Annotated in this window: 22 protein-coding genes; 6 read left to right on the forward strand and 16 right to left on the reverse strand. The window is 47.6% G+C overall.

Annotated elements, in window-relative coordinates; translation table 11 throughout:
• Positions 1-128: 128 nt before the first annotated feature.
• The 3 genes from ACHZCY_RS11745 to ACHZCY_RS11755 form a co-directional block, all read right to left on the reverse strand.
• Complete coding sequence (locus ACHZCY_RS11745; protein ID WP_205222445.1) at positions 129-1865, reverse strand: 30S ribosomal protein S1; 1737 nt, start codon at positions 1863-1865, stop codon at positions 129-131.
• A gap of 741 nt (positions 1866-2606) precedes the next feature.
• Positions 2607-3287 carry a hypothetical protein gene (locus ACHZCY_RS11750; protein WP_205222446.1) on the reverse strand — a complete coding sequence of 227 codons (681 nt, stop codon included), beginning with the start codon at positions 3285-3287 and terminating at the stop codon, positions 2607-2609.
• Between the two features lie 44 nt (positions 3288-3331).
• A complete protein-coding gene (locus ACHZCY_RS11755) occupies positions 3332-4510 on the reverse strand; it encodes a type IV pilus twitching motility protein PilT (protein ID WP_205222447.1) in 1179 nt (392 codons plus the stop codon).
• 273 nt (positions 4511-4783) lie between these two features.
• On the opposite strand from ACHZCY_RS11755, the gene ilvD reads away from it, so the two are divergent.
• Positions 4784-6613 carry a dihydroxy-acid dehydratase gene (ilvD, locus tag ACHZCY_RS11760; protein WP_232371017.1) on the forward strand — a complete coding sequence of 610 codons (1830 nt, stop codon included), beginning with the start codon at positions 4784-4786 and terminating at the stop codon, positions 6611-6613.
• A 370-nt stretch (positions 6614-6983) separates the two neighbouring features.
• Here ilvD and ACHZCY_RS11765 read toward each other — a convergent pair whose 3' ends face one another.
• Positions 6984-7691: a fumarylacetoacetate hydrolase family protein gene (locus ACHZCY_RS11765; RefSeq protein ID WP_319549018.1), complete on the reverse strand. Its 708-nt coding sequence runs from the start codon at positions 7689-7691 to the stop codon at positions 6984-6986.
• A 248-nt stretch (positions 7692-7939) separates the two neighbouring features.
• The gene (locus ACHZCY_RS11770; protein WP_205224133.1) at positions 7940-8161 is read right to left on the reverse strand and encodes a VHS/ENTH/ANTH domain-containing protein; all 222 of its coding nucleotides are present in this window, start codon (positions 8159-8161) and stop codon (positions 7940-7942) included.
• 230 nt (positions 8162-8391) lie between these two features.
• Between ACHZCY_RS11770 and ACHZCY_RS11775 the strand changes: the two genes are divergently transcribed.
• Positions 8392-8727, forward strand: coding sequence for a ComEA family DNA-binding protein (locus ACHZCY_RS11775; RefSeq protein ID WP_205224134.1), 336 nt, complete (start codon positions 8392-8394; stop codon positions 8725-8727).
• Between the two features lie 242 nt (positions 8728-8969).
• On the opposite strand, the gene ACHZCY_RS11780 is transcribed toward ACHZCY_RS11775, so the two are convergent.
• Positions 8970-9272, reverse strand: a complete 303-nt coding sequence (locus tag ACHZCY_RS11780; RefSeq protein ID WP_205224135.1) for a hypothetical protein — start codon at positions 9270-9272, stop codon at positions 8970-8972.
• A gap of 283 nt (positions 9273-9555) precedes the next feature.
• Between ACHZCY_RS11780 and ACHZCY_RS11785 the strand changes: the two genes are divergently transcribed.
• Positions 9556-12189, forward strand: coding sequence for a cation-translocating P-type ATPase (locus ACHZCY_RS11785; RefSeq protein WP_319549019.1), 2634 nt, complete (start codon positions 9556-9558; stop codon positions 12187-12189).
• A 40-nt stretch (positions 12190-12229) separates the two neighbouring features.
• Here the strand turns inward: ACHZCY_RS11785 and ACHZCY_RS11790 are convergent, their stop codons facing one another.
• The 9 genes from ACHZCY_RS11790 to ACHZCY_RS11830 form a co-directional block, all read right to left on the reverse strand.
• On the reverse strand, positions 12230-12652 hold the full coding sequence (locus ACHZCY_RS11790) for a hypothetical protein (protein WP_319549020.1): 423 nt from the start codon (positions 12650-12652) through the stop codon (positions 12230-12232).
• Positions 12653-12683: 31 nt separating this feature from the next.
• Positions 12684-13103: a c-type cytochrome gene (locus ACHZCY_RS11795; protein WP_319549021.1), complete on the reverse strand. Its 420-nt coding sequence runs from the start codon at positions 13101-13103 to the stop codon at positions 12684-12686.
• A 1-nt stretch (position 13104) separates the two neighbouring features.
• Positions 13105-13698: an SCO family protein gene (locus ACHZCY_RS11800; RefSeq protein WP_319549022.1), complete on the reverse strand. Its 594-nt coding sequence runs from the start codon at positions 13696-13698 to the stop codon at positions 13105-13107.
• A gap of 165 nt (positions 13699-13863) precedes the next feature.
• Positions 13864-15483 carry an ABC transporter ATP-binding protein gene (locus ACHZCY_RS11805; protein ID WP_319549023.1) on the reverse strand — a complete coding sequence of 540 codons (1620 nt, stop codon included), beginning with the start codon at positions 15481-15483 and terminating at the stop codon, positions 13864-13866.
• Positions 15484-15528: 45 nt separating this feature from the next.
• Positions 15529-16473: a cobalt ECF transporter T component CbiQ gene (cbiQ, locus tag ACHZCY_RS11810; RefSeq protein ID WP_319549024.1), complete on the reverse strand. Its 945-nt coding sequence runs from the start codon at positions 16471-16473 to the stop codon at positions 15529-15531.
• The gene (gene cbiM / locus ACHZCY_RS11815; RefSeq protein ID WP_319549025.1) at positions 16457-17092 is read right to left on the reverse strand and encodes a cobalt transporter CbiM; all 636 of its coding nucleotides are present in this window, start codon (positions 17090-17092) and stop codon (positions 16457-16459) included. Before cbiM ends, cbiQ begins: the two co-directional genes overlap by 17 nt.
• 3 nt (positions 17093-17095) lie before the next feature.
• Positions 17096-17386: a hypothetical protein gene (locus ACHZCY_RS11820; RefSeq protein ID WP_319549026.1), complete on the reverse strand. Its 291-nt coding sequence runs from the start codon at positions 17384-17386 to the stop codon at positions 17096-17098.
• Between the two features lie 72 nt (positions 17387-17458).
• The gene (locus ACHZCY_RS11825) at positions 17459-17791 is read right to left on the reverse strand and encodes a hypothetical protein (protein ID WP_319549027.1); all 333 of its coding nucleotides are present in this window, start codon (positions 17789-17791) and stop codon (positions 17459-17461) included.
• Positions 17792-18607 (reverse strand): DUF4198 domain-containing protein, encoded by an 816-nt coding sequence (locus tag ACHZCY_RS11830; protein WP_319549028.1) that lies wholly within the window; start codon positions 18605-18607, stop codon positions 17792-17794.
• Positions 18608-18819: 212 nt separating this feature from the next.
• Here ACHZCY_RS11830 and ACHZCY_RS11835 point away from each other — a divergent pair, with 212 nt between their 5' ends.
• Positions 18820-19533 carry an ABC transporter ATP-binding protein gene (locus ACHZCY_RS11835; RefSeq protein ID WP_319549029.1) on the forward strand — a complete coding sequence of 238 codons (714 nt, stop codon included), beginning with the start codon at positions 18820-18822 and terminating at the stop codon, positions 19531-19533.
• Positions 19530-20318 (forward strand): ABC transporter permease, encoded by a 789-nt coding sequence (locus tag ACHZCY_RS11840; RefSeq protein ID WP_319549030.1) that lies wholly within the window; start codon positions 19530-19532, stop codon positions 20316-20318. The genes ACHZCY_RS11835 and ACHZCY_RS11840 overlap by 4 nt, the downstream gene beginning before the upstream one ends.
• Before the next feature lie 8 nt (positions 20319-20326).
• On the opposite strand, the gene mnmL is transcribed toward ACHZCY_RS11840, so the two are convergent.
• The gene (mnmL, locus tag ACHZCY_RS11845; protein WP_205224146.1) at positions 20327-22105 is read right to left on the reverse strand and encodes a tRNA modification radical SAM protein MnmL/YtqA; all 1779 of its coding nucleotides are present in this window, start codon (positions 22103-22105) and stop codon (positions 20327-20329) included.
• 240 nt (positions 22106-22345) lie between these two features.
• Here mnmL and ACHZCY_RS11850 point away from each other — a divergent pair, with 240 nt between their 5' ends.
• Positions 22346-23281: a polyphosphate kinase 2 family protein gene (locus ACHZCY_RS11850; protein ID WP_319549031.1), complete on the forward strand. Its 936-nt coding sequence runs from the start codon at positions 22346-22348 to the stop codon at positions 23279-23281.
• Positions 23282-24096: the final 815 nt, after the last annotated feature.

The following is a 24096-nucleotide window of genomic DNA, read 5'->3' on the forward strand; positions in this document are numbered from 1 at the left end:
TCTTCTTCCGCATTGTTGAGTGTGGGGGCAACGAATCCTGCCTATGCGGTATAATAGAAAAGGATGTTTCAATATCGTTTTTCGACGATACCAAAACATCCTATTGCTACCAGATTTTCCCTTGTCTATCAGGACTTATTTTCGTCGTCCTCACCAGCGGCGGCAATCAAAAGGTCTCCAAAAGTTGATGGTCCTGCAGTTTGTTTCTGAGCGTATTCCTCAGGAACTTCTCCATCATTATCATCTTTTTCTTCGAGCGCTTTTACAGAAAGACCGATCTTCCGGTCATCAGCAGATACGTTAATCACCATGGCCTGGAGAGTGTCGGCAACATTGAACATGCCAACCGGTGTTTTAACCTTGTCTCTTGAAATTTCAGAGACATGTACCAAACCTTCAATACCTTCTTCCAACTGAACAAAAACACCGAAATCCGTTACATTGGTAATGGTTCCTTCCACAGTGGAGCCAATGGGATAGTTATTGGCTGCGGCCTGCCAAGGATCGGGCTCGAGCTGTTTTACGCCAAGAGAGAATCGCTCGTTTTCCTTGTCGATCTTCAGGACAACCGCCTGAATGGTCTCACCTTTTGCATATTTTTCAGACGGATGCTTGATGCGCTCAGTCCAGGAAAGATCAGACACATGAATGAGACCGTCAATTCCTTCTTCAATGCCGATGAAGATACCAAAATCAGTAATGTTTTTGATCTTGCCTTCTATGACTGCGCCAACTGGATAGCTTTCTTCAACAACATCCCATGGGTTGGGTTGCAGTTGCTTCATACCCAGTGAGATACGCTTTGTTTCGGCTTCAACATTGAGCACCTGAACGTCAATTTCATCTCCAACTGCCACAACCTTGGATGGGTGACGAGGCTTTTTAGACCAGCTCATCTCAGAAATATGAACAAGTCCTTCTACACCTTCTTCCAGTTCAACGAACACACCGTAGTCAGTTATGGAAACAACTTTACCTGTGACCTGAGCACCGGCTGGGTACTGTTCAGGCACGTCTTCCCATGGATCCGATTTCAACTGCTTGACACCGAGTGATACACGATCGGAATTTTTGTCATATTTAAGGATCTTAACTTCAATTTCTTCACCCACTGTGTACAGTTTGGATGGATGGGAAACACGCCCCCAGGAGAGATCGGTAATATGACAAAGGCCGTCCATGCCGCCAAGGTCGATGAACAGACCATAGTCGGTAATGTTGGTAATTGCGCCACGAATGGTCTGGCCTTCCTCAAGGGTGGTGCGCATCTGCTCACGCATTGCAGCACGTTGTTCCTCAAGGATAGCACGTCTGGAGATTACCACATTGTTGCGTTTGCGGTTGAACTTCAGAATTTTGAACTCAAAAGTCTGGCCGATCAGAGCATCAAGATCTTTTACGGGGCGCAGGTCAATTTGAGAGTATGGGAGGAAGGCTGGAACACCGATGTCAACGGACATGCCGCCCTTGACCCGGTTGTCGATTCGACCTTCAATAGTCCCGTCGTCTTCCTGGATTTGCGCAATTTTCTCCCAAACCTTAATGGCAATGGCTTTTTCTCGAGAGAGAAGAAGTCCACCTTCTTCTTTTCTCTTTTCGATAAATACCTCAAATTCATCACCGATTTTGATGACCCTGTCTGGGTCTTCGTGACGGAATTCAGATAAAGAAATATAACTTTCAGCTTTGTCTCCGACATCGATTAAAACTGCATCGCTGTTAATATCAACGACCGCCCCAATGGCGACTTCGCCAACATTTATAACGGTGTTGTTTTCTTCCTGCTCGAAGAGCTCGGCAAAACTCATTTCTTCGAAGCTATTGTCATCTGCCGCTGATGCGGGTTGAGTTCGGTTGTCAGTCATGGATTGTTGTTCCTGTTTTGACCAGTGTAAACCGGCCGTTTAATAGGTTAATGGTTATACGACTTTATAGGGAAGAAATAAATTCCATCCACTACTCCAAATCGGAACAAATAACAGAGTTGATCTGGAAAAACAACTGTTTCTTGTTGAAAAACTGTATTTTTTAGCTTTTATGTCTGGATTCCAGTTTGTTCGGGCAGCATCAGGTTCAAAGTTATCGACGAACTACTCACGGGGTGGATAGCTCCTTGAGGAGCAACTAAGTAAATATTCAGCAGTGCTCCAAATGTTCTCAAGCTGACCGATTAGCAAATAAGCCCCGATTTCGGTACATCGGTATGCCGGGCCGGCAGATCCTGGGGAGTTGGGGTGCTGCTGAAGAGTTACGTTACTAGATTGTAAGCATAACGAGATAAGCACAAGACTCGGGAAGATCAGGCTAAATGATAATTGTTCAAGATAGCCGGTAATGGAACAAGGGGGCATAATGTCGGCAAGGCGCTCACTTCAGTGAAGGACGCTGGTAATGCCCTGGGAGATGTGTTGTAGTAGGCCCCTTTTCAAAATATATAGATAAGTGATGGCTAAGTACAAAAGTTCGATCTACAAGGCGCAGGTTTTGTACTTAGCCATCTTTAGTGTGTGATGGACTTTTTACGAGTCCATCAATAAGTAAGAGGCCATTCTCTTGATGCGCTGCTTATTGAAACAACAGACAGGGCGGCAGGTTAATTCTTTTTTTTACCGCTTGCCATACGCTCCGAGTTCTTCCATTATCGGGCCGAAAAGCTCTTCGTAATCTGGAATTGTCTTGTGAAGAATAACATCTAAGTATTTGATATCGTCAAGATTGACAGTCAGGTTTGCACTGTATGCCATTGCTTCCAGATTGTAGAGGGTGTGAAAAACAGGTCCAATAAGGATATAAAATATATAGCGTCGTCTTTCCATGGACATCTTGCTAAGGTATCTGTGGAACGTTGCTTGCTCAAGGGCTCCTTCGAGATCAGCTTGGTAGACCACACAGGCAAAATTCACAAAACGCATCCTTTCAATTGCTTCTTGTGATGTTTCGGCGCGAACAACCTGATACCCCACAGACTCCACTGCACTGCAAATAGTATCGCAAACAGCTGATGGCTGATATAAGACCAGGGCCATGGGCACATCTTCTACTTTTTCCTCACCTTGAAAGACGCCACTGGTAAGCCAATCAAGATTTGGCGGTTGCGGAGGTTGGATTGTGCCCCCGATTGAGGGTGATTGTCCATCTTTGTTAATTTTAATCGACTGTTGGCAGTGGGGACATTTGAGTGTAAGCAACTGGCCCTGTTCCAGTTTTGCCAGAGCCTGTTCCAGTTTGCCTTGCTGGTCCGGATTAAAACGTATGTTTCCCTGACAATGGGGGCATTGATTGATCATGGTGATTTATATCCAAGAATAATTATGCATATAGAGTGCTTATCTTACGACCAGTTGTCAAACAGGTCTTTTTCTTCCTCTTCCATGTGCAACCCGCTGATGCTTGAAGTACGTTCACCACGAGCAGCCTTGAGGGTATCCATACCCCGTTTGATTTCACTTCTATGGGAGGAGTAGGAGAGAGCTGACTCTTCGGTTATCAAACCGGTTTCAAACAGTTCCAGTAAATGCTGGTCAAAGGTGCGCATGTCCCGTGTCGACCCCTCTTTGACGACATTGTAGAAGGTTTTTTCTTCTGTCTCGCCATTGATGATCAGGTCTTTTATGCGCAGACTGGTACAAAGAACTTCCAGGGCAGCGATCCGTCCTCCACCAATACGAGGCAGCAGACGCTGGCTGACCACCCAGCGGATAGTGTCTGCCAGTCGATTACGGACCTGGGGCTGTTCATCCTGTTCAAACATACCCAGGATACGGTTGATGGTTTGGCCTGTGTCGATAGTATGGAGAGTGGAAAAAACAACGTGACCGGTCTCCGCAGCGGTAAGAGCTATTTCCAGGGTTTCCCTGTCCCGTATTTCTCCGACCAGAATTACCTTTGGTGCCTGACGAAGAGCGGCCCGGAGGCCGTTTGCAAAAGAGTCAAAATCATCCCCCTGTTCACGCTGGTTAAACGTGGCCATCTTGTGTGGATGAACGTATTCAATAGGGTCTTCCAGGGTTACGATGTGAACAGGACGGGTTTCGTTGATTCGGTTGAGTATGGCAGCCATGGAAGTGGTCTTGCCGGTTCCGGTGGCCCCGGTAAAAAGGATGAGCCCATTCACCTCTTTCGACATCTTGGAAAAGGCATCGGGAAATTGAAACCCCTTGATGGTAGGGATGGTCGTTTCCAGTTTTCGGAGAACCGTAGAATAATACCCCCGTTGGGAAAATATATTTACCCTGAAGCGGGTTTTATCATCCAGAGAATAGGAAAGGTCACATGAACCTTTGGTGACCAGATCTCTGAGTAGCCGTTTATTACCGCCGATGATATTTAAAGCAAACACCTCTGATTGAAAAGGGGTCAGTTCTGTGACCGGTGGCTGAACGTCCACCGAAACCAGAGCACCATCACTTTCAACCTGTAAGGTCTTACCAACGGTAATATTAAGGTCGGACACCCGCTTATGCTTGTTGAGCATAGAGGTTATCCAATAATTAATCTCCTGCTGCTTCATATTGTATCTACCAGTATAGAATTGACAAAGGTCTCTAATAAGGTACTATCGCGGACTAACAGTAAAATACAAGAAAAAAATAAAAAAACGGGCCAGTGCGACAGGCTCCTTTTTTTATCCATCATACCTGGGATCTCCCCAGGAAGGTGTCAGAAAAACAGGAGTTGAGCTGTTGCTGGGAACCGCATTGTCGGTCTTGCGGATTTACTGCCGTCAGGCGAACTGCTGTAAACATACGTAATGTAATTTTTTAGTTTTAAGGGAGAAGAGAGCATGGCAATTCCATTAAGAAGTGCAGAGACAACGAGCGGAAGAAGAATGGCGGGCGCCAGAGCCCTATGGCGGGCCAACGGCATGCAGGAAGAACAGATCGGCAAGCCGGTAATTGCTATTGTCAACTCCTTTACCCAGTTTGTACCCGGTCATGTGCACCTCCATGCAATTGGCCAGCAGGTAAAATCCATGATCGAGAGCCAGGGTTGTTTTGCTGCTGAGTTCAACAGTATTGCTATTGACGATGGTATAGCCATGGGGCATGACGGAATGCTCTACTCATTACCGTCCAGAGATCTCATTGCTGATTCTGTGGAGTATATGTGCAATGCGCATAAGGTGGACGCGATGATATGCATCTCCAATTGCGATAAGATCACCCCTGGGATGCTCATGGCAGCAATGCGGTTGAATATTCCCGCTGTTTTTGTTTCCGGTGGTCCCATGGAAGCGGGAAAAGCGGCTGACAAGGCTCTTGACCTGGTAGACGCCATGGTCATGGCCGCTGATGACAGTGTCAGTGACGAAGAGGTGGAAATTATCGAACGTTCTGCCTGTCCCACCTGCGGGTCTTGCTCAGGGATGTTTACCGCCAACTCCATGAATTGCCTCAATGAAGCCCTGGGGCTTGCAATGCCTGGAAACGGAACCGTTGTCGCCACCCATGCCGTTCGTATGCGTCTTTTTGAGCAGGCTGCCCAGCGTATTGTTGCCATGTGCGATGCCTGGTACGAGCATGAAGACGACTCGGTGCTTCCCCGCTCCATTGCCACTAAAGCAGCCTTTAATAACGCCATGTCTCTCGATATTGCCATGGGAGGTTCCACCAATACCGTCCTCCACCTCCTTGCCATTGCACATGAGGCAGGGGTGGATTACACCATGGCTGACATGAATGAGTTGTCCAAGTGCGTTCCCAACCTTTCCAAGGTAGCACCAAATTCAAATTACCATATAGAAGACGTTAACCGGGCAGGAGGAATTCTTGCTATCCTCGGAGAACTGGACCGGGGTAACCTGCTGGACACAAGTGTATACCGTGCCGATGGGCTGACGTTGCAGGAAGCATTGGATCGCTACGACATCATGCGGCCAACCGTGATCGAAGAGGCGAAGCAGTTATATTATAGCGCACCGGGCGGGAAACGTAATCTGGTCATGGCCTCACAGGATGCGACGTACCCTGAGCTTGACACTGATCGTGCGAACGGGTGTATCCGCGACATGAAGCATGCCTATTCTAAAGATGGGGGCTTGGCTGTACTGTATGGTAATATTGCTGTAGATGGCTGTATCGTAAAGACTGCCGGAGTGGATCCGTCCATCCTCCATTTCAAGGGGACGGCCCGTGTCTTTCATTCTCAGGAAGCCGCCTGCGAGGGAATACTTGATGGCAAAATCAGGGCAGGGGACATAGTCTTTATCCTGTACGAAGGGCCTAAGGGGGGACCGGGGATGCAGGAAATGTTGTACCCAACCTCCTATTTAAAGTCACAGCACCTTGGCGCTGCCTGTGCTTTGGTAACCGACGGGCGATTTTCAGGAGGTACCTCCGGGTTGTCCATCGGTCATGTATCGCCTGAAGCGGCTAGTGGCGGTGCTATTGCCCTTGTACGTGATGGTGATTCTGTGGATATTAACATACCTGAACGTTCCATTAATCTGCTTGTTGATGACGAAGAGCTCAATGCACGGAAACTGGCAGAGGAAAACAAAGGGGCTGCAGCATATACACCAGATCGGGACAGAACCGTTTCCACAGCACTCAAAATATATGCCCATTTTGCCTCGTCGGCAGATAAAGGAGCTGTTCGAGTTTTGCCTGAGTAGAACTTTTTTGGTATTTGATTATATGATGGACCTGCAGGACTCTGGGGCATGCGATGCAAATGCTTCAGAGTCCTGTTTGTGTTTGGAGAATAACAGCAATGGAAGTTGATCCGTTTGTTGCTACCCCGGATTTCTCATCAATAAAGTTTTTCGCAGGACAAGGCACAAGCCGCGCAGCAGGTAAGCGAAGACTCCGGTAGTAACCTACCGCAAGTGGTTTGTAACGAAGATCCTGCGGAAAAATCTATTGACCCGAAGGGGGAACTTTTTGATTGAAAACGAAAAACAGACTGTTAATTGTGTAATTACTTTTTGAGCAATAATATCAGTTGATTGAGTTTGAAATCAAAAAGTTCATGAGAAATTCGGGCTACTCTGCCTTTACCGGGTTGCGCAGCGTCCCGATTTTGTCTATCTCCACCTCTACCACATCCCCGTCTTGAAGAGGACCCACCCCGCTCGGAGTGCCGGTTATAATGATGTCGCCCGGTTCCAGGGTAAAATTTTTGGAAACATAGGCGACAATTTCCGGAATTTTGAACAGCATGTGCCGGGTGTTGGAATGCTGCACCACCTGGTCATTTAAGCGGCAGGTGATCTCCAGGTTTTGCGGATCTTCCAGTGCATGGGGTGGAATAATAATCGGCCCGATGGGGCCGAACGTATCCAGTGATTTGCCGCGAAACCACCCCGCCTTGTCGGTCTTTTGCAGGTTACGTTGGCTGATATCGTTAAAGCAGGTGAAGCCGAAAATATGTTCCATGGCCTCGTTTTCGTCCAGATTCTTTACTCTGTCGTTGATGATCAGGGCAAGTTCCGCCTCATAATCAGTTCGCACATTTTCAAAGCCGTATGCATTCACAAATCGAGGTAGGATAATGGGTTGATCCGGGCCAATGAGGACGTTGGGTGTCTTGACAAAAAGCACCGGTTCAGCGGGGATTTCATCCGTAAAGTTCTGGACATCAACGGATTGGCTCTCCTTGATATGGTCGATATAATTCAGTCCAAGAGCGATTATCTTGCTAGGGTTGACGGTATAATCATCAGCATTCAATACAGGCAGTATCACTGGCATGGCAATTCGGTGGGGTGGATTTATGTTAAAGTGACTTTTCAGGTAAAGGGAAAAGTATCCGTTACTCTGAACCGGTACTGTTTAACTGCGCTTTGGATGTGCATAATCAACCTAGAAAAACGAGAGAATACCTTTGCTTTTGAGGATGATCGTACCCAGGTGGAGTGCTGGGCAATAGTTACCTTTTTAGTAACCACTCGCACAGGTAAGTGGAAACTCCGTGGGTTGCCTGTGAGCAGTTACCCTTGTTAAAAGGGTTTGTCGTCATCCAGCTCATCTTCCCCAAATTCCATGTCATGCATCATCATTTCCGAGGCAAATTTAAAATAGACCCCTGTTGCCTCAGAAAGGTTTTTGATCAGTTCGCTCAGTTTTATACGCTCTTCCAGATCCTTTGAGGCTGCCAGTTCTTTAATAGCCCTGTTCACTTCCTTTTGCAGTTTTTCCATATTTAACATTAAATCTTCCATAGTATCTCTCGTGGGAAAGGTTATGGATGCCCCCTGTCACTGTAATAGCCGGTCATCCAGTCATAATTATGCAAGTTAATCAGTTGTAGTCAATTTGGCAGGCTTGGTCAAGTCATGGAAAATGCTTGGTTTCTTTACCAATTTTTTACTTGTCATTCTATAGTATGATAATTATTTCTGTATATCGGAAGTGATTAATTTTAATGAAAAATTTAAAAAGGAGAATCCTCGTGAAGACTAGACAAAGCAAAAAGATGGGTGCAGTTATTCTTACTATAAGTTTATTGGTTACCCCGGCAACCATCTTGGCCACAGACCTTGGCAAGACTGCTGGATCAATGACGGATATGGCAGATCAAGCTGCTGCCGTAGCACAGCAGCTGAATGTGAACACAGCCAGTGTTGATGCTTTGGCGAATATCCCGGGTATTGGGGAGAAGGTGGGGCAAGCCATTGCCGCCTATCGAGAAGCTAACGGTGCATTTACAAGCCTTGCCGACCTGGTCAATGTGGATGGCATTGATGCGGCATTGCTTGAAAAAATTAAGCCTTTTCTGTCGATTTAAGCAAGACCCATTTTGCCCAAAATGACCGCATCACATTTTTGTGCAGCGGTCAGTTACTTGTTTTACATGAAAAACGTCATTAACAAGGTGCTCTCTTCTGGCTATTTGTTTGTGGCTGTCTATCAAACAGAGTATTTTTCAATTATGGCAGAATGTTGTCTTCCTGGCAGCATTCGCTGCCGGCAAAGACTTTTTGCTACCAACGTGTAAAAAACGTTCACATCGGTTTATGATCCTGTAACCTATTTTTCAATGATAATGGTTTGCGTGGATTTCTTAGCGTTGACCCTTCTTTCCATTTCCGCCTTGGAAAAAGGTTTCCAACCATCAATCACCTTTTGTTCACACCATGGCTGCAGACGCGTGACATCTGGGTTGTCGCTGAGCAGCATATATTGATCAACGCATATGTTGGTTTGATGAATAACTGCCTTGGCATTGTATTTGGTGCCATATTTTTCCCTGATACGTTTTTCTTCAGCCGTGAGTGCAGAGGCAGTTGTCGTAATCAATAAGAGGGTGAGCAGACAGGCGAATGTTTTCATGGTCGTATGTTATCTCCTTGTTGAAAGAATGTTTAAATTTTCATTGCTTAACAACTATATGTGAACAGCTTTTTGGAATCAAATTGAAAATTTCTATTTATCTGATGAATACACACAGGGAAATATAACTTGAGTGAGTAGGCAGAAATCAGGCTGCAACCCATTTTCAGCTTTTGGCTGGTCAGGTGCCGGTGTGTGTTAAAAAATAAGTGGCGGATTCCTGTGCATGGTTCTAGTATGACTCTATCGTAATATACCATTTTCTTTTGGTCAGGATCACGATATGGATGGTATCTATTCTATCTCAGCTGCTGAAATACTTGATCGTTTACAGACCTCGCAGAAAGGACTTTCTCAGCTAGAGGTGGATAAACGTCGACGCCTGTACGGTGCCAACCGTATACAGCACCAACCGCCAGTGTCTGCCTGGCGTATTCTGATCCACCAATTCACCAGTTTTATTATATATTTGCTACTGTTTGCAGTGCTTTTTTCTCTTGTTCTGAAAGAGTACACGGATGCAATGGTCATCCTTGCTATTTTGATTATGAATGGGCTGATTGGTTTTGTTCAGGAACTCAGGGCAAACCGGTCACTTGAAGCGTTGCGTAAAATGACCACGATTACGGCAACAGTGATCAGGGATAACAAGCGGCTGCGTATTAATGGGGAGCAGCTGGTACCTGGTGATATCGTCTGCCTGGAATCAGGTGACAAGGTTCCTGCTGATGGACGTTTAATCAATGTGACCCAGTTGGAAGTTGAAGAATCAATCCTCACTGGAGAAAGCCAGGCTGTTCCCAAAATAATAGACCCTTTACCGGGTGAGCTGCCTTTGGCAGACAGGCGTAATATGGTCTTTTCCGCTTCCTCGATTGTCAGTGGCCGAGGCGTGGCGGTTATTACCGGCATTGGCTTGGACACTGAGGTCGGCAGAATTTCGCAGATGATCGCAGCCGCCGAGCATCAACAGACCCCGCTTGAAAGAAGACTCGATACTTTTGGCCGTAAACTAGGGCTGGTGATCACTGGAATCTGTCTGCTGGTTTTTTGTCTTCTTGTCGGCCGATCCGTTACCGATGGACAGCAGTTGGACATGAAGGTCTTTATCGATTTTTCCTTTGTTGTCATTAGTCTTGCGGTTGCCGCTGTACCCACGGCACTGCCTGCGGTGGTGACCATTGCGCTGTCAATAGGGACCAAACGCCTGCTTGGAAAAAAGATACTGGTCAGGCGCCTTACTTCTGTGGAAACCCTTGGCAGCTGCGATGTCATTTGTTCGGACAAGACAGGGACACTGACCAGAAACCGGATGACCGTGGAAAAAGGATGGACCATGGAGCGGGAACTTGATCTTAACAGTCCGCCGGAACATAAAAGTTTTTCGTTCACAGAGCGTCTTCTTTTCACCATAGGAGTTACCTGCAACAATGCGGAATCCGGCGACCAGTCAGGCGATCATGTGCTTACAGGAAGTCCGACAGAGTGTGCCCTGCTTGTCAGTGCTGCAACTGCAGGTGTAGCTTTCCATGGAGAGCGTCTGAGTGAGATTCCTTTTGATGCAAAGCGTAAATGTATGAGTGTCCTTGTTCGGACAGAGGGCGGCACGTTTATGCACACCAAAGGTGCTCCGGATCACCTTTTGCAAAAATGTGCCTATTTTCAGAAAAATGATAGCAGCAAAGCTGCTCTTACCACAAAAGAAAGAGCCGTTATTACCAAGGCGATAAACGACTTCGCAGGCCGGTCCATGCGGATTATGGCTTTTGCCTATCGTGAGGCTGAAATCAACGATACTCTGCATGAGACAGGGCTGGTTTTTGTCGGGCTTCAAGCCATGATCGATCCCCCCCGTCATGATGTGGCCGTGTCTATCCAGCGTGCAAGAGCGGCATGCATTAGACCGATTATGATTACCGGTGACCATAAAGAGACGGCAAAGTCGATCGGTGAGCAGATAGGGATCACAGGGAGAGTGTTGACCGGCAAGGAGCTTGACGATATGGATGATGATGTGCTGATCAATGCTGTGCAGACCACCGATATTTTTGCAAGGGTAATTCCACACCACAAGTTGCGCATTGTTCAAGCCCTGCAGCAGAGTGATCACGTGGTAGCCATGACCGGGGATGGTGTCAATGATGCACCGGCTTTGAAAAAGGCTGATATAGGGATAGCGGTCGGCAGCGGAACGGAAGTGGCAAAAGAAGCTGCTGATTTTGTGGTGCTTAACGATTCCTTTACCAATATTGTTGATGCTGTGGAAGAGGGGAGAGGGATTTATGATAATATCCAGAAATCCATCATGCTGCTCCTGTCCGGTAACCTGATGGAACTTTTGCTGGTCTTTCTGGCCGTAATTCTGGGATGGAATTTACCGCTCACCGCTTTGCTCCTGTTGTGGATCAATCTTATCACCGATGGTGCTCCGGCATTGGCTTACACTGTAGACCCTTACAGCAGTGATATTATGCGGAGACCTCCAATTGCTAAAAAGGCACCCATCCTTTCCGGATATCATCTACGGTTGTTGCTATTTCTTGGAGTTACTGGTGCATTGATAGGGCTGTTCTGTTTTGAAAATGCAGGGGGGGCCAGGCTTGATCAGGAAGAGCTGGAGCGGGCAAGAACGGTTGCCTTTACCTATGTGGTTTTTTTTGAAATGCTGCTGGTTTTTGTCATTCGCAGCAGCTACAGGGTACGCTTGTTTACTAATCCATGGTTGTGGAGTTCGGTTGCATTGTCTCTTCTACTGCAGGGCATTATCCTGTATACTCCAGTTCACCGTCTGTTTGGGGTGGTATCGCTTACCATGGATGAGCTGATACAGCTTGGGGTGTCTGCAGTTGTATTCGGTTGCTGCTGTTTTATCCCCCTTGGCTGGGCTCGGTGGAAAACGGCCTTTTCAAGTGGATGAAGATGTTCGTTTGCCAAGAATTCAAAGACGTTTGATATGTTTATGGTATCTCGGTCAAGGACTCGCCTAAACGAATCGCTTCTGTGGTAAGTTGCTCAACGCGCATGATTTTTTGTTTTTCGCCGAGCAGGTACGTCATCTGCTCTGCATAAGGGGTACCCTCTTTTGGGGGTACATATTTGTGCATCCACTGCATCATCGAGGCCTGGGCTTCCTGCAATTTTTGAATAGCTTCCTCCCACCTTTCTCCACTTGCATTGTTCTTCTTTTGAGCTATCAATTTCTGGAGGTTACTTTCAAGTTCATACATATAGCCCATTTTTTCCATGGTACGGTCATGGATGCGCATTACTTCGCTTTGCAGCTGTTCAAGCTCCCTCTGTTGGCTGTTTTGGCATCCTGCAAACAGGCCAGGTACAAGAAGAAGGAAAACGAATACTCTAAAAAGATGATAGCGTCTCATATCGTTACCTCACAGACGGGAAGTTGAAGAATTATTTTGTATTACGGGCACATTGTTTCAGCTGGTACTCTACTTGTTCAGGGGTAATCGTGGTTACCTCTGCAGGTCCGCTGGTGGAAAATCGGGAAGTATAGCGGAGCAGAAGGGCTATTTGCTCGGCATTGAGGGACCTGTTGCCGGGCATGGTTTGATTATAGGTCCCGTTTTGTAAACGGATGGTGCCGGTTAGTCCGTTTTGAATGATGCACGGGAGCTGCATCAGTTTTTGATCAAAGTAGGGTGAGCCATGGAGGGTGGGATAAAGACGGCGAAATCCTTGGCCATCCATACCGTGGCAACCACTGCAGTGGGTCTGGTAAAGTTGCTCTCCGTCATCCGCAGCGGCTGGAGTAAATACTGCGAAGAGCATTCCCACTCCGATGAGCAGAAGGATCAGGTGCCTGATCTTCATTTTACTTTTCTCCCTGCAGTCTCCCTATATCTTTAATAAGTTGGTCCACTTCAGCACTGTCTGTTCCGTCGTAATAACCGCGAATGTTCCTGTTTGCATCTATCAGGCAGAAACTGCCGCTGTGGATGTAGCCGCCGGGAGCCTGGCTCGACTCAACCACTCCCAGCATATATTTTTTGGCCAGGGGATAAATAATGCTTTTGGGCCCGGTAACCATATGCCACTTACTGGTCTCTATTTGCAAACGCTGTGCAAAGTCGTGGAGCACCTCCACCGTATCATGATCTGGATCAATGGTATGCGACAACAACAGGATTGCCGGATTATCAACAAATGCCTCATACACTCTGGTCATTTGGACTTTCATGATCGGGCAGATGGTTGGACAGGTGGTGAAGAAAAAATCAGCCACGTAAATTTTGCCCTTAAAGGTGGCAGGGGTAACTGTTTGACCATCCTGATTAGTCAGTGAAAAATCTTGATCAAAGGATCCTAGGACAGGGAGAGGTGGTGTATTTTGTTTGCATCCGGCGAAAAGGAGCAGGCAAAGGAGGAGGGGGCTGACGGCCGTGGTGAAAAATCGTTGTAAGATCATGTTATTTGATGAAAGTGTACATGGATCATGTTCTTTTTTTTTGAAATAACAATTAATTGGATAGGTGTAAAGGTAATAGTTTGAAATTATATTGTTTTTATATAAGTGACCGACGCCTGGCAACAGGTGAATGCAAGGAGCTGCTACAGGAGAATGACTGTTTATTTATTGGGGTACAGAGATATTTTTATCCTGCAGTTTTTGGATTGTTTGTATGCAACTATTTTTATAGGTGTAGTCTAAACCGTTGACAGCCTGCAGGTGGTCGTCGGCGAGAAAATCAGTGGTGGCGTAATCCCGTACAATACGGCCCTGATGCATAACCACTGTCCGTTTGGTGAGGTTGCGGATGAAAAAAAGATCATGGGTGATGAGTATTGTCGTGATTGGTAGCTGCTCAAGGAGTTCCATGAGCAGTAATGCACTTTGCGGATCAAGGTTGGGAGTGGGCTCATCCAGGATGAGGACAGCGGGCTGCATTGCCAGCACAGCCGCAATGGCCAGTCTTTTCCGCTCCCCACCGCTCATGTGCAGTGGCACGCGGTCATCATATCCCTCCAGTTGCATGGCGGCGAGCGCCTCTTGTACCCGTTGCTTAATTTTTTGTACGGGCAGCTTCATTTGCTGGGGACCAAATGCAACTTCCTGCCAACAGGAGGGGCAGAAGAGTTGATCACTGGAGTGTTGAAAAACCATGCCTATATGCCGGCGAAGTGTACGGCGTCCGGCTTTTGAGAGTGGACAGTCTTGAAACAGGAGGTAACCCTCTCCTTGATGGAGGCCCATCAAACAGTGGGCCAGTGTTGATTTTCCTGCCCCGTTTTCACCAATAAGTGCCAGGGTGTCTCCCTTATTGATGCACAGGTTGATATCCGATATACCGGGACTGTTGTCGCGATAGGTAAAGGTATAGTGTTGGAGTTCAATCAGTGGGGGGGTGGGGAGAGAGGGAGCTGGAAGGTGGCTTTCCCGGCTGTTGTGATCATGGGTATGGTGATGATGGTGGTGATGGGATTGCTCATGGTGCGTACCACAGCAGGTAAAGCGGAACATGAAGTTGAGTCCATGGTCGTGCAGATGTGTGGGATCGGATACCAGCTCATCCATTGAAAAATCATGGCAAACCCTGCCTTTTGCCAATACAACAGCGCGGGTGCATATCTCATACAAAAAGAGCAGGTCATGGTCTATAATAATGAGCGTACCCTCAAAACAAGTAAGGAGTTTTTTGAAGATTTGCTCTTGGCGGGGGTCAAGATTGGCGGTCGGCTCGTCAAGGATGAGCACTTCCGGTTCCATGGCCATAACTGTTGCAAAAGCAGCCCGTTTTTTTTGGCCGTAACTCAGCAGATGTGCCGGTTTGAACAGATACTGTTCCAGGCCCACATTGGTGAGGTTTGTCCTGACCAGGTGGTCGACTTCTTGTCTGTTTTTTCCTTGGTTCAGAGGGCCGAATGCCACATCTTCGTATAAGCTGTTGCAGAAAAGATGGTTGTCGGGATCTTGAAACAGCACACCAACCTTCAAGCGGATGGCTGAAAGATGCTCGCCTGCAAGTGGTTTCCCGTGGTAAAGGAGTTCGCCTTTTTGTACGGGGAGGATACCATTAAAATGCCGAATAAGGGTGGATTTACCCGAGCCATTGTGCCCCACAAGAGCGATACGGTCCCTTGGGCCTATTGCAAGATCGATGTCATGTAAAGCAGCTGTATTGTCGGGGTAAGTGTAGCAGAGTTGCCTGCACTGGAAAAGTGGAGAAGGAGCTGGAGGAAAAGATCGGCTCATAGGGTACATTGGCGAACGGTTGTTTGGTTGTAGAAGAGAGATCGGTTACACCCACAGGGCTTGAGCAGAAGCGTCAAAAAGAAGTAAGACAAGTCCGGTTATCAGCCAGCCACCAGTAGTGACAATATCTTTAACCGAGATCCTGTGTTGGGTATACACGGGAAAAACACCATTGTATCCGCGGCTGAGCATGGCCTCGTACACATGCTCGGTTCGCTCATAAGAGCGGATAAAGAGCATCCCTAAAAAGTTCCCGGTAATGCGCATGGTCGCTATATCGGTTTTGGGGGAGAAACCTCGCAGTTTCATGCTTCTGTGCATGCGGTTTGCTTCCTGTTGAAAAAGGTAAATAAAGCGATGGGTAAGCAGGATCATCTGGATGATGGGCGCAGGCACACCAAGCTGTTGCAAGGCCTGCAGGGAAACCGTTAACGATGAGGTGCCGAACATAGGCTCCATCAACAGTGCCACGCTGCAGGCTTTAAGGCAAATGAGAACAGCGGTCAGCAAGCCGTACATATGGAAAGGGAGGGCTGATAAAAATGGAAAGAGAAGAATGGTCTCGTCCTCTACCATAGGACTGGTAAATGGCATTATGACCAGGAACATGGCAAGAAAGCCGGAAATGGCGACTAATCTTTTTCTAACCCGAATCCAGGGCGTGTGACTGTACAAGACTGCCGAAATTGAGATAAGCAGTGCTGCCAGGCAGGTGCCGAGAGCGTCCAGAGAAGCAACCACAAAACAGAATGTAAAGAGGGTGGCTATTTTTAACCTGGGATCCCATGCATGCAAAAAAGACTGTTTTTTTTCTGCTGCAGTTCCTGGAGCGATCGACCAGTCCGGTGGCGCAGTATTACGATTATTGTTGCTTGCTGAGGAGCGCCATTTTTTTTTGCAGAGCAGGTAGAGCGGCCAGGCGATGAAAAGGCCGATGAGTGCACATGTTACCCAGGGCGAAACAAGAATAATTTTATCTGGCTGCATCATTTGTGTAAAGGAGGGTGCGTGACCAGTAGAGCATTTCAGGTTTTACCCGGAAGATGAAAGAAACTGTAGCCGCCGAGACCACTGCCTCAATCAGGGCCACCGGAATATGGGCGACAAGGGCAAGTTGCGCAACCCTGAAAAAACTTTCACCACTTGTATAAAGTAGGCCGGCCAGGATAAGGGCGGCCAATACGGTCCCCAAACCTCCAACAATGGCAGCGCCGGCGACATTGCTGCGCAGAGTCGACCCTTGGAAACGAAGAAAAAGCAAGCCGCACAAAAATGCGGGTACACCGATCATCAGGCTGTTTGCTCCCAGAGCAGTGAGCCCGCCGAATTGAAACAGAATGGATTGCAGCACTAACCCAACGACCACACTGAGAAACGCAGCGGCAGGTCCCAGGAGAACGCCCATTAAACCGGGGAGCAGTAGGTGCACGCTTGTTGGTCCCAGAGGCAGGTGAATCAGGGAGGCGACAAAAAAAGACGCGGTGACAACGGCAATTTTGGGCAGGTCCTCCGGGTTTATTTTGCGTAGGCTGTAAGCAATGCCTGCACTTGAAAGGGCATAGGTGGTAAAGATGATGGAAGTGGGTAAAACGCCGTCTGCAATATGCATGATCTATTGGTGTGTTTTGGTCTGTTTTCGCCGGGAGGCAACAAAGGCTGCAGTACCGAAGATACCGAGAATGTAACCTATACCGGCTGTAATATCCTCTATGCCCGGCTGATCCATTTTTTGCTGCAGAGCTGCCATGTCCCGCTTCAGGCTGTGCAGGCTTTGGGTGCACTGTTTGTGCTGGTTTATAATCAATGTTCCCAGTTCGCTGCAGGTGTAGTGTTGTGCCGGCTCTGTCTGTTTTGATTGGCTACTTTTATTATTGTCTGCTGCCCAAAGTATGGCTGGCTGCATGAGTATCATTGTCAGCAACAGAATACTTGTCCGCAAGCAATGTTGTAATGGCTGTAGGCTCTTCAAGCGTACTCACTCCCTTGCTGCTGGTTTGAGGGTAAAGCTGTTTTTGTGACCCAGGCCGGCATCAAGGACAATAGTAAGTGGGCCTTTGTTTGCAGGCAGGGGAAAAGTGAAAAAACCCTGCTTGTCTGTAGTTCCTCGGAGCAACAGTTGCTTTGCTTGGTCTGCTACCTCAATTTTGCCTTCAATAACAGCTCTGCCGTCGGAAAAATAGCTTTCCGTGTAGACGGTGCTTCCGTCAATATAGGCAAAAATATTGACTTTATGGGCCTGTGCAGGGTGGGTGGCGCAAAAGAAATACAGAGAGCAAAAAAAGAGCAATGTAATTGTTCGTGTTATCATTTACTCCATGTCCCTGGTGTGTACCCAGTAGACAGCTCCCAGCTCAACGTTTTTATCCGTTCCATCGTGTGGCAGTTTCCATTGGGCCTGGTTGAGGGCTGCAAAACCCCACCATCCTTGTCGCGGCATGGCATAGGAAAAGATACCCGCCCCATCTGCTTTAATCACTTGGGTGACAAAAGGAGCACTTGGTGGGGTCACCAGGGATGAGTTGTCTTTTGATCCGTTTAAATACTCTACCTCGACCTCGGCAAAGGGAACAGGTTGGCCATTGAGCAGCACTTGGCCGGTAAAGAGGTTATTGGTCCACAACCCGTAGGGCCGAGTCAGGGGAATAATTTCCGTTGTCAGTCCAACGGGTTGATCCCATCCTTGTTCCAGACCAAATCCATGGACACACACTTTCGTATAGTGAATGATAAAGGTATCTTCTGTGGGCTCCCAATATGGCTGCGGTTCCATAAAAAAGGTGTAGTCCCCCGGACGTTTGAGGGTATATGTGGCCTGCCAGCGGGTTACCGATTGGTTCTGATCAGGGGTGTTTTCTTTCGTTTCCTTCAGGGTTGGAAGAAGGTCACTTTTTAGCCCGCCACGAACTACAGCAAATTGTTTCGGCTTTGCCATATTCATCAGCTCTTGTTCCATGGGGTGGAGAAAGGCGACATTCAGAACTACAGAAGGGGGATCCCCTTGACTCACAATGTCAGTACTGGGGATGATGGACCCAAAGTGGGCGTAGACGCTGGTTACAATGGTGAAAAAAGAGAAAACCAGACTGGTAAACAAAAAGAGTAGAAAACGAAGCTTGTTCTTCAATGCAGACTCCTGGTAAATTATTGTTTTGTGAACTCTACCGTGAGCGGTGTGATGATTTTTTAATTCGTAACACTCAATACACTGGTATTCGTGAATGTGTCAACACGAATTATAAAAAATGTGTTAGCTGGCAGTGCAATGTAGAGGGTAACGACATTGCAGTCGGCTTTGAATAATTACATGATAAATTGGGCAAAAGGAGCAGTGTGATCATGCCGAAATCAGTGGATTCCGTGCATCAGCCGCTTTTGGTGGTCAAGGAACTTTCACACACAACACCTGACAACCGTTTGGTGCTCGATAAGGTGTCTTTGACGGTCCAGCCTGGTCAGTTTATCGTGATCACCGGACCTTCCGGAGGAGGGAAGTCCACTTTCATGCGTTTGTTGGTCCGGCTGGAACACATTCAGTCAGGAAGCGTCGCATTCCGTGGCCGGGAACTGACTACGCTGGATGCACCTGCGTTACGGACGAAGATGGTCCTCCTCCAGCAGACACCAATCATCAGTCAAAGAACAGTACGAGAGAACCTGCTGATGGCCTATGGTTTTCAAACGAATCGATCACTTGTCCGGCCATCAAGCGAGCAACTTCGCGAGCAGCTCGACCACTTACTGCTCCATGATGTTGAACTCAAGGCACCTGCAGGCTCTCTTTCCGTTGGGCAGCGTCAGCGTTTGTGCCTGATTCGTGCTTTATTGCTGAAACCAGAGGTATTGTTGCTTGATGAACCGGTGAGTGCCCTTGACCCGGTGAGCAGGAAGGTGGTTGAAAAAGTGACGGAAGACCTCAACAAAGGGGGCTTGACGATAATTATGATAAGCCATGCGCATTTTGTCCCAGAGCAGGTAACTGTCAGAAGGCTTGCGCTTGACAGTGGGAGTTTCCGTGAAAGCAATTGTCACTTGGAGGAGTTACCACGATGACCGGACAGTTCATTGACCTCTCACTCTGGCAGCTGCTACTGGCACTTGGCCTTGTTCTTGTTGCCGGAGGGTGTTCGTGTTACTTGCACTTAGGACTGGGAAGAGACCTGTTGATCGGAACGCTTCGTTCGGTTAGCCAGCTCTTTATTCTCGGGTACGTGCTGACTCTGGTGTTCGGGCATCCCAGTGTGTGGATTTCCCTGGCAATATTTATCATTATGATCGGATCGGCTGTCCACATCATCAAGGGTCGGGTCGGGGAGCGTGAGGTGCCGGTGGCCTTTCCTGTCTTTATTTCGATGTTTTTAAGTTATCTGCTTATTTCGGTTCTTGTCACAGGGGTCATTGTTGGAGCCAAACCATGGTGGAGGCCTGATTATTTTATTCCGCTTGCCGGGATGATAGTTGGCAATTCCATGACTGCCTTGTCCATCAGTCTAGAAAGATTATTTGCGGATTTGCATGCCAGACGTCAAGAAATTGAAATGCAGCTTTGTCTGGGTGCTTCCTCTGCAGAAGCTGGGCGACCCTTTGCGCGGGAGGCAATTAAGGCGGGTATGATCCCGTCAATCAATTCCATGATGGGTGTCGGTATTGTCTTTATACCGGGGATGATGACAGGACAAATTCTGTCCGGTACAGACCCCATGGTCGCGATCCGGTATCAGATTATAGTTATGGTTATGCTCACAGCCTCCACAGCTTTAGGGTCGGTGCTGGTTATTTTTCTGGCTGTCAAGCGTTGCTTTGGTGCTAATCACGCCCTTGTCTTTCAACACAAATGAATTGTTTTTTAAGGACGTTGCTGCTTCATATCTTTTTTGCGCTCCACAATTTCGAGCTCACGGTGGCGCAGTATTTCTCTGTTGGTTCGAGTCTGCTGGGGATCCCGGTAGGGAATTCCGCGCAGGGTTTCCATTAAAAAGAGATCGCGTTCCGGTAGCGTTTGGCTGATGATTTTTCGGCAGCGCCCGGCAATGGTTCCGCCTCTTGGGCGGCCAAAGGCATCGGTCTCTCCCACTGTAAAACCAGCAGCCACTAATCCAGCTCTCACCGGAATAGCTGCACAATAGGTGAGTAATGCGCCCGAAGGGTGGAGCAAAGGAAGCAAACGTTCAAAAAAATCGACGGTCCAGAGTTCACTGTTTCTTTGGGTAGAGAAGGCATCGAGCCATATGAGATCAAAGGGACCTTTCACCTGAGTGAGCGTGTGACGGGCATCACCCCATAAAAGGCGGATCGAGCACCCTGCTTCGCTCCATACTCCTTGTTTGCAGAGTGTTTGTAAGCAGTTGTTCCAGTGAAAAGCAGTATCGGTCTCACACATTTTTTCAGCAGCAGTCGCCACAACCCCTCTATCTATTTCCAAGGCAGTTATTTCTACATTTGCACCATCCCGAATCGCCTGTTCACAGGCAGTAAGGCTGTTATAGCCAAGCCCAAAGCAGATATCCAAAATACGGACTGCGCCGTTGCCGAGGCGTTTTTTCAGTTGGCCGGGTAAACAGTATTTTTCGCCGGCCTCTGACCTCGCTCCGGCAAGGGTATGATAATATTCCTTGAGTTCCGTATTCCAGAAGGTGATGCTGCCATCTTCGGTAAGAAAAGCTTCGGGTGGTGTTTCCATCGGTTGCTTGGGGGATTCTTTTCGTGCTGGAGAATGGAGGGACATGCCCTGGCGTATTTGCCTTTTGTGCAACTGTTGCAGCAGGTACTGACGGAACTGGCCCTTGGTCCTGGACCATTGGGGGGCAATCAATACGTCTTGCGGGGTGTCGGTTGTCAGACGAATAAGCGGACGATCCGCAGGAATGAGTGGCAACAGTTTGAGCAGGATTTCAGCATATTCATATTCATCGAACACTGGAAAGGGATGTTTATTAAAGGTCTTGGCCAGCGTGGTGTTCTTGATTATATGCAGGTTATGCAGTTTTACGGCATCTATGGGGAGTGGGGCTAGAGTGTGCATGGTTTGTTGGAAGTCATCCAGGGACTCGCCTGGAAGGCCGATGATCAGATGAACACCGACAAAGATTCCAGCCTGGTGGAGCCGGTAAATTGCTTCTTTTCCTGACGCCCAATCATGGCCACGATGGATACGTTTCAGGCTCTTGTCATGTACTGTTTGGATACCGAGTTCAACCCATACATCAAGTTGCTCGCTGAGGCTTTGCAGGTAGGTTATCACCTCTGGAGAAAGACAGTCGGGTCTGGTACCAAAGGTTATGGCTCGGAAATGCTGTTCCTTCCTGATGGTGTTGACAAGTTCGTTCAACAGCTTTGGTGAGGTAAAGGTACTGGTAAACGCCTGGAGATAGGCCATAAATGCCTTGGCTTGGTAGCGTTTTTTTGCAAATGCCACTCCTGCGTGGATCTGTTCGCGGATATCCTCAATACTGCCTATCTGTACAGCACGGGCTCCGTCTTCAGGGCAGAAAGTGCACCCTCCGGAGCCATTGCTGCTTCGGTGAGGGCAGCCAAATCCAGCATCCAGTGGCACCCGGTAGAGAACGTCACCGTAATGCTGCCTGAGATAATCACGGTATTCAAATATGGGGGATTGGTTGTTCATCAGATTGTGAAAAAAAGAAATGAGAGTGTACGCTTCGGAGTCTTACCGGGATATATTGGGTGAGCAAATTTTTACTTGTTGTTGGCAGTAGTAAATGAGTCTGGCCCAAAAAATGAGCGGTTTGGCTTTTTTCTAACCGAATGCTAACACACTGGTGATATATTCGTACCTTTTTATTCTACCTCCTTACAGTTACCCGAAGTTACTGGTGGCAAACCTGAAGTTCACAATATTACAGTTATGAAAGAAGAGACAAACAGCAGTATCGAAGACGTTTTAAAAAGCCTTGATTATCAATCCTGTGAGCCTGAGGCTGACAGCTATTATCATGAGCAGATGTATGCCATATTGCAGGAGCGACATAAGCAGGAGATCATCAAGTCTGCCCTGATAAAATACTATAAAGCAGAAGAACTGAAGATCTACCAGGCGGAGCTCATAAAAATGCAGGCGCACCTGGAGCGAACCGGTAAGAAGATGATCATTCTCTTTGATGGACGGGATGCTTCAGGCAAGGGGGGGACAATACGGCGGATAACCAGGTATATGAATGAAAAACACTACCGAGTGGTGGCTCTGGGAAAGCCCAACCCCGTGCAGCGGACCGAGTTGCACATGAAACGATATATCGAGCAATTTCCCAGAGCAGGTGAAATCGTTCTTTTTGACCGATCATGGTACAACCGGGCAATGGTTGAGCCGGTTATGGAGTTCTGCACCAATGATCAATATAATCGATTTTTGAAAAAGGTAACCCTTTACGAAAATAACTTTATCCTGGATGCGGGACAAACGATTTTGCTCAAGCTTTATTTTTCTGTTTCCAAAGAAGAGCAGGCCAAAAGGTTTGAGCGACGCCGCAACGATCCCCTGCGCCAGTGGAAACTCTCCGAAGTTGACCTCCAGGCCCAGGATCTCTGGGATGAGTTTACCGAGAAGAAGATGGTGATGCTGCAAAAAACGCATACCCGGGAATGCCCTTGGTGGATTGTAAAATCAGATGATAAGCACAGGGCTCGTCTTGAGACCATGAAGCTGATTTTGAGTGCGGTTAAATACAGGGGGCGCAGAAGAAGTCTGGATTACAAACCGGATGCAGAAGTCGTTGTTCCTGGAAATATTGAGTTGCTGAGAATGAAAAATCAAATAAAGGAATATGGAAAACCACTCCTTTAAGAAATGGTGTACGCCTAAAGTGAGCTCCATTATTGACTATTTTCGGTGGAATATATCATCCCGGATTTATTTGCACAGGATAAGCCAACGTATCACATGGTGTAACCGTTTACAATCAAGAGGAATCCGGGGGGCGTATGGTGCTGTTGATGAGCAGTGGACGCAGTATGTTTGACAAGACTACCTTCTTTGATCCCAAGACTTGCTATCAGGAAAGCCCTCTGTAGGTGCTGGGCCAGAAAAATGTCTCCACAACGCCATTGGTAGACATTTTCGTAGCACCTGTGTCGGCCAATGACTGCTGCCGTCTATATCTTCCATGGCAAGCGTATTAGCCACTTCTACTGCATCGTCAAAGGCAATAAAAGTCCTTTGTCAAATAAACAGGATCATTTTTGTGACCTGCCCAGTAAACCTGAAAGCCTTCAACCATTAACAGAAATTCGAGGAAGCGTAGTAACGGTTTGTGACCGGTTGCGCATGCGGAGGCAGCGGTAGCAGAGCTGGTGATAATTGAGCCGGCCAGGTGTGTTGTGACGGCACAGGTCTGCCTGCACTTGCACTATGTCGACCGCAAGATTCGGGGTGTACCGTAGGGTGCTGTATAGGTGCCGGTCTCCGGTTTGGATCATTACTTTGGGTACATTATGGTCTTGTTTTTTGGAAATTATTTGAAAAAAATAATTGATTTTAATAACATATAGTGGTGGTGTTAGAGGGTGGATATGGAGCACCAGCCAGAGCTGCAAGAGAAGAAAAGGAAAGGCCTATAGAAAGTATGACAATGCTATAACAGTACCTATGCTATGGAGGAC

The sequence above is a fragment of the Desulfogranum marinum genome (genome assembly GCF_963675105.2).
Lineage (GTDB): Bacteria > Desulfobacterota > Desulfobulbia > Desulfobulbales > Desulfobulbaceae > Desulfogranum > Desulfogranum marinum.

Coding starts and splice junctions, on each gene's coding strand:
- ACHZCY_RS11745 (WP_205222445.1), bottom strand. CDS start 1,865: ATGACTGACAACCGAACTCAACCCGCATCAGCGGCAGATGACAATAGC.
- ACHZCY_RS11750 (WP_205222446.1), bottom strand. CDS start 3,287: ATGATCAATCAATGCCCCCATTGTCAGGGAAACATACGTTTTAATCCG.
- ACHZCY_RS11755 (WP_205222447.1), bottom strand. CDS start 4,510: ATGAAGCAGCAGGAGATTAATTATTGGATAACCTCTATGCTCAACAAG.
- ilvD (WP_232371017.1), top strand. CDS start 4,784: ATGGCAATTCCATTAAGAAGTGCAGAGACAACGAGCGGAAGAAGAATG.
- ACHZCY_RS11765 (WP_319549018.1), bottom strand. CDS start 7,691: ATGCCAGTGATACTGCCTGTATTGAATGCTGATGATTATACCGTCAAC.
- ACHZCY_RS11770 (WP_205224133.1), bottom strand. CDS start 8,161: ATGGAAGATTTAATGTTAAATATGGAAAAACTGCAAAAGGAAGTGAAC.
- ACHZCY_RS11780 (WP_205224135.1), bottom strand. CDS start 9,272: ATGAAAACATTCGCCTGTCTGCTCACCCTCTTATTGATTACGACAACT.
- ACHZCY_RS11785 (WP_319549019.1), top strand. CDS start 9,556: ATGGATGGTATCTATTCTATCTCAGCTGCTGAAATACTTGATCGTTTA.
- ACHZCY_RS11790 (WP_319549020.1), bottom strand. CDS start 12,652: ATGAGACGCTATCATCTTTTTAGAGTATTCGTTTTCCTTCTTCTTGTA.
- ACHZCY_RS11795 (WP_319549021.1), bottom strand. CDS start 13,103: ATGAAGATCAGGCACCTGATCCTTCTGCTCATCGGAGTGGGAATGCTC.
- ACHZCY_RS11800 (WP_319549022.1), bottom strand. CDS start 13,698: ATGATCTTACAACGATTTTTCACCACGGCCGTCAGCCCCCTCCTCCTT.
- ACHZCY_RS11805 (WP_319549023.1), bottom strand. CDS start 15,483: ATGAGCCGATCTTTTCCTCCAGCTCCTTCTCCACTTTTCCAGTGCAGG.
- cbiQ (WP_319549024.1), bottom strand. CDS start 16,473: ATGATGCAGCCAGATAAAATTATTCTTGTTTCGCCCTGGGTAACATGT.
- cbiM (WP_319549025.1), bottom strand. CDS start 17,092: ATGCATATTGCAGACGGCGTTTTACCCACTTCCATCATCTTTACCACC.
- ACHZCY_RS11820 (WP_319549026.1), bottom strand. CDS start 17,386: ATGCAGCCAGCCATACTTTGGGCAGCAGACAATAATAAAAGTAGCCAA.
- ACHZCY_RS11825 (WP_319549027.1), bottom strand. CDS start 17,791: ATGATAACACGAACAATTACATTGCTCTTTTTTTGCTCTCTGTATTTC.
- ACHZCY_RS11835 (WP_319549029.1), top strand. CDS start 18,820: ATGCCGAAATCAGTGGATTCCGTGCATCAGCCGCTTTTGGTGGTCAAG.
- ACHZCY_RS11840 (WP_319549030.1), top strand. CDS start 19,530: ATGACCGGACAGTTCATTGACCTCTCACTCTGGCAGCTGCTACTGGCA.
- mnmL (WP_205224146.1), bottom strand. CDS start 22,105: ATGAACAACCAATCCCCCATATTTGAATACCGTGATTATCTCAGGCAG.
- ACHZCY_RS11850 (WP_319549031.1), top strand. CDS start 22,346: ATGAAAGAAGAGACAAACAGCAGTATCGAAGACGTTTTAAAAAGCCTT.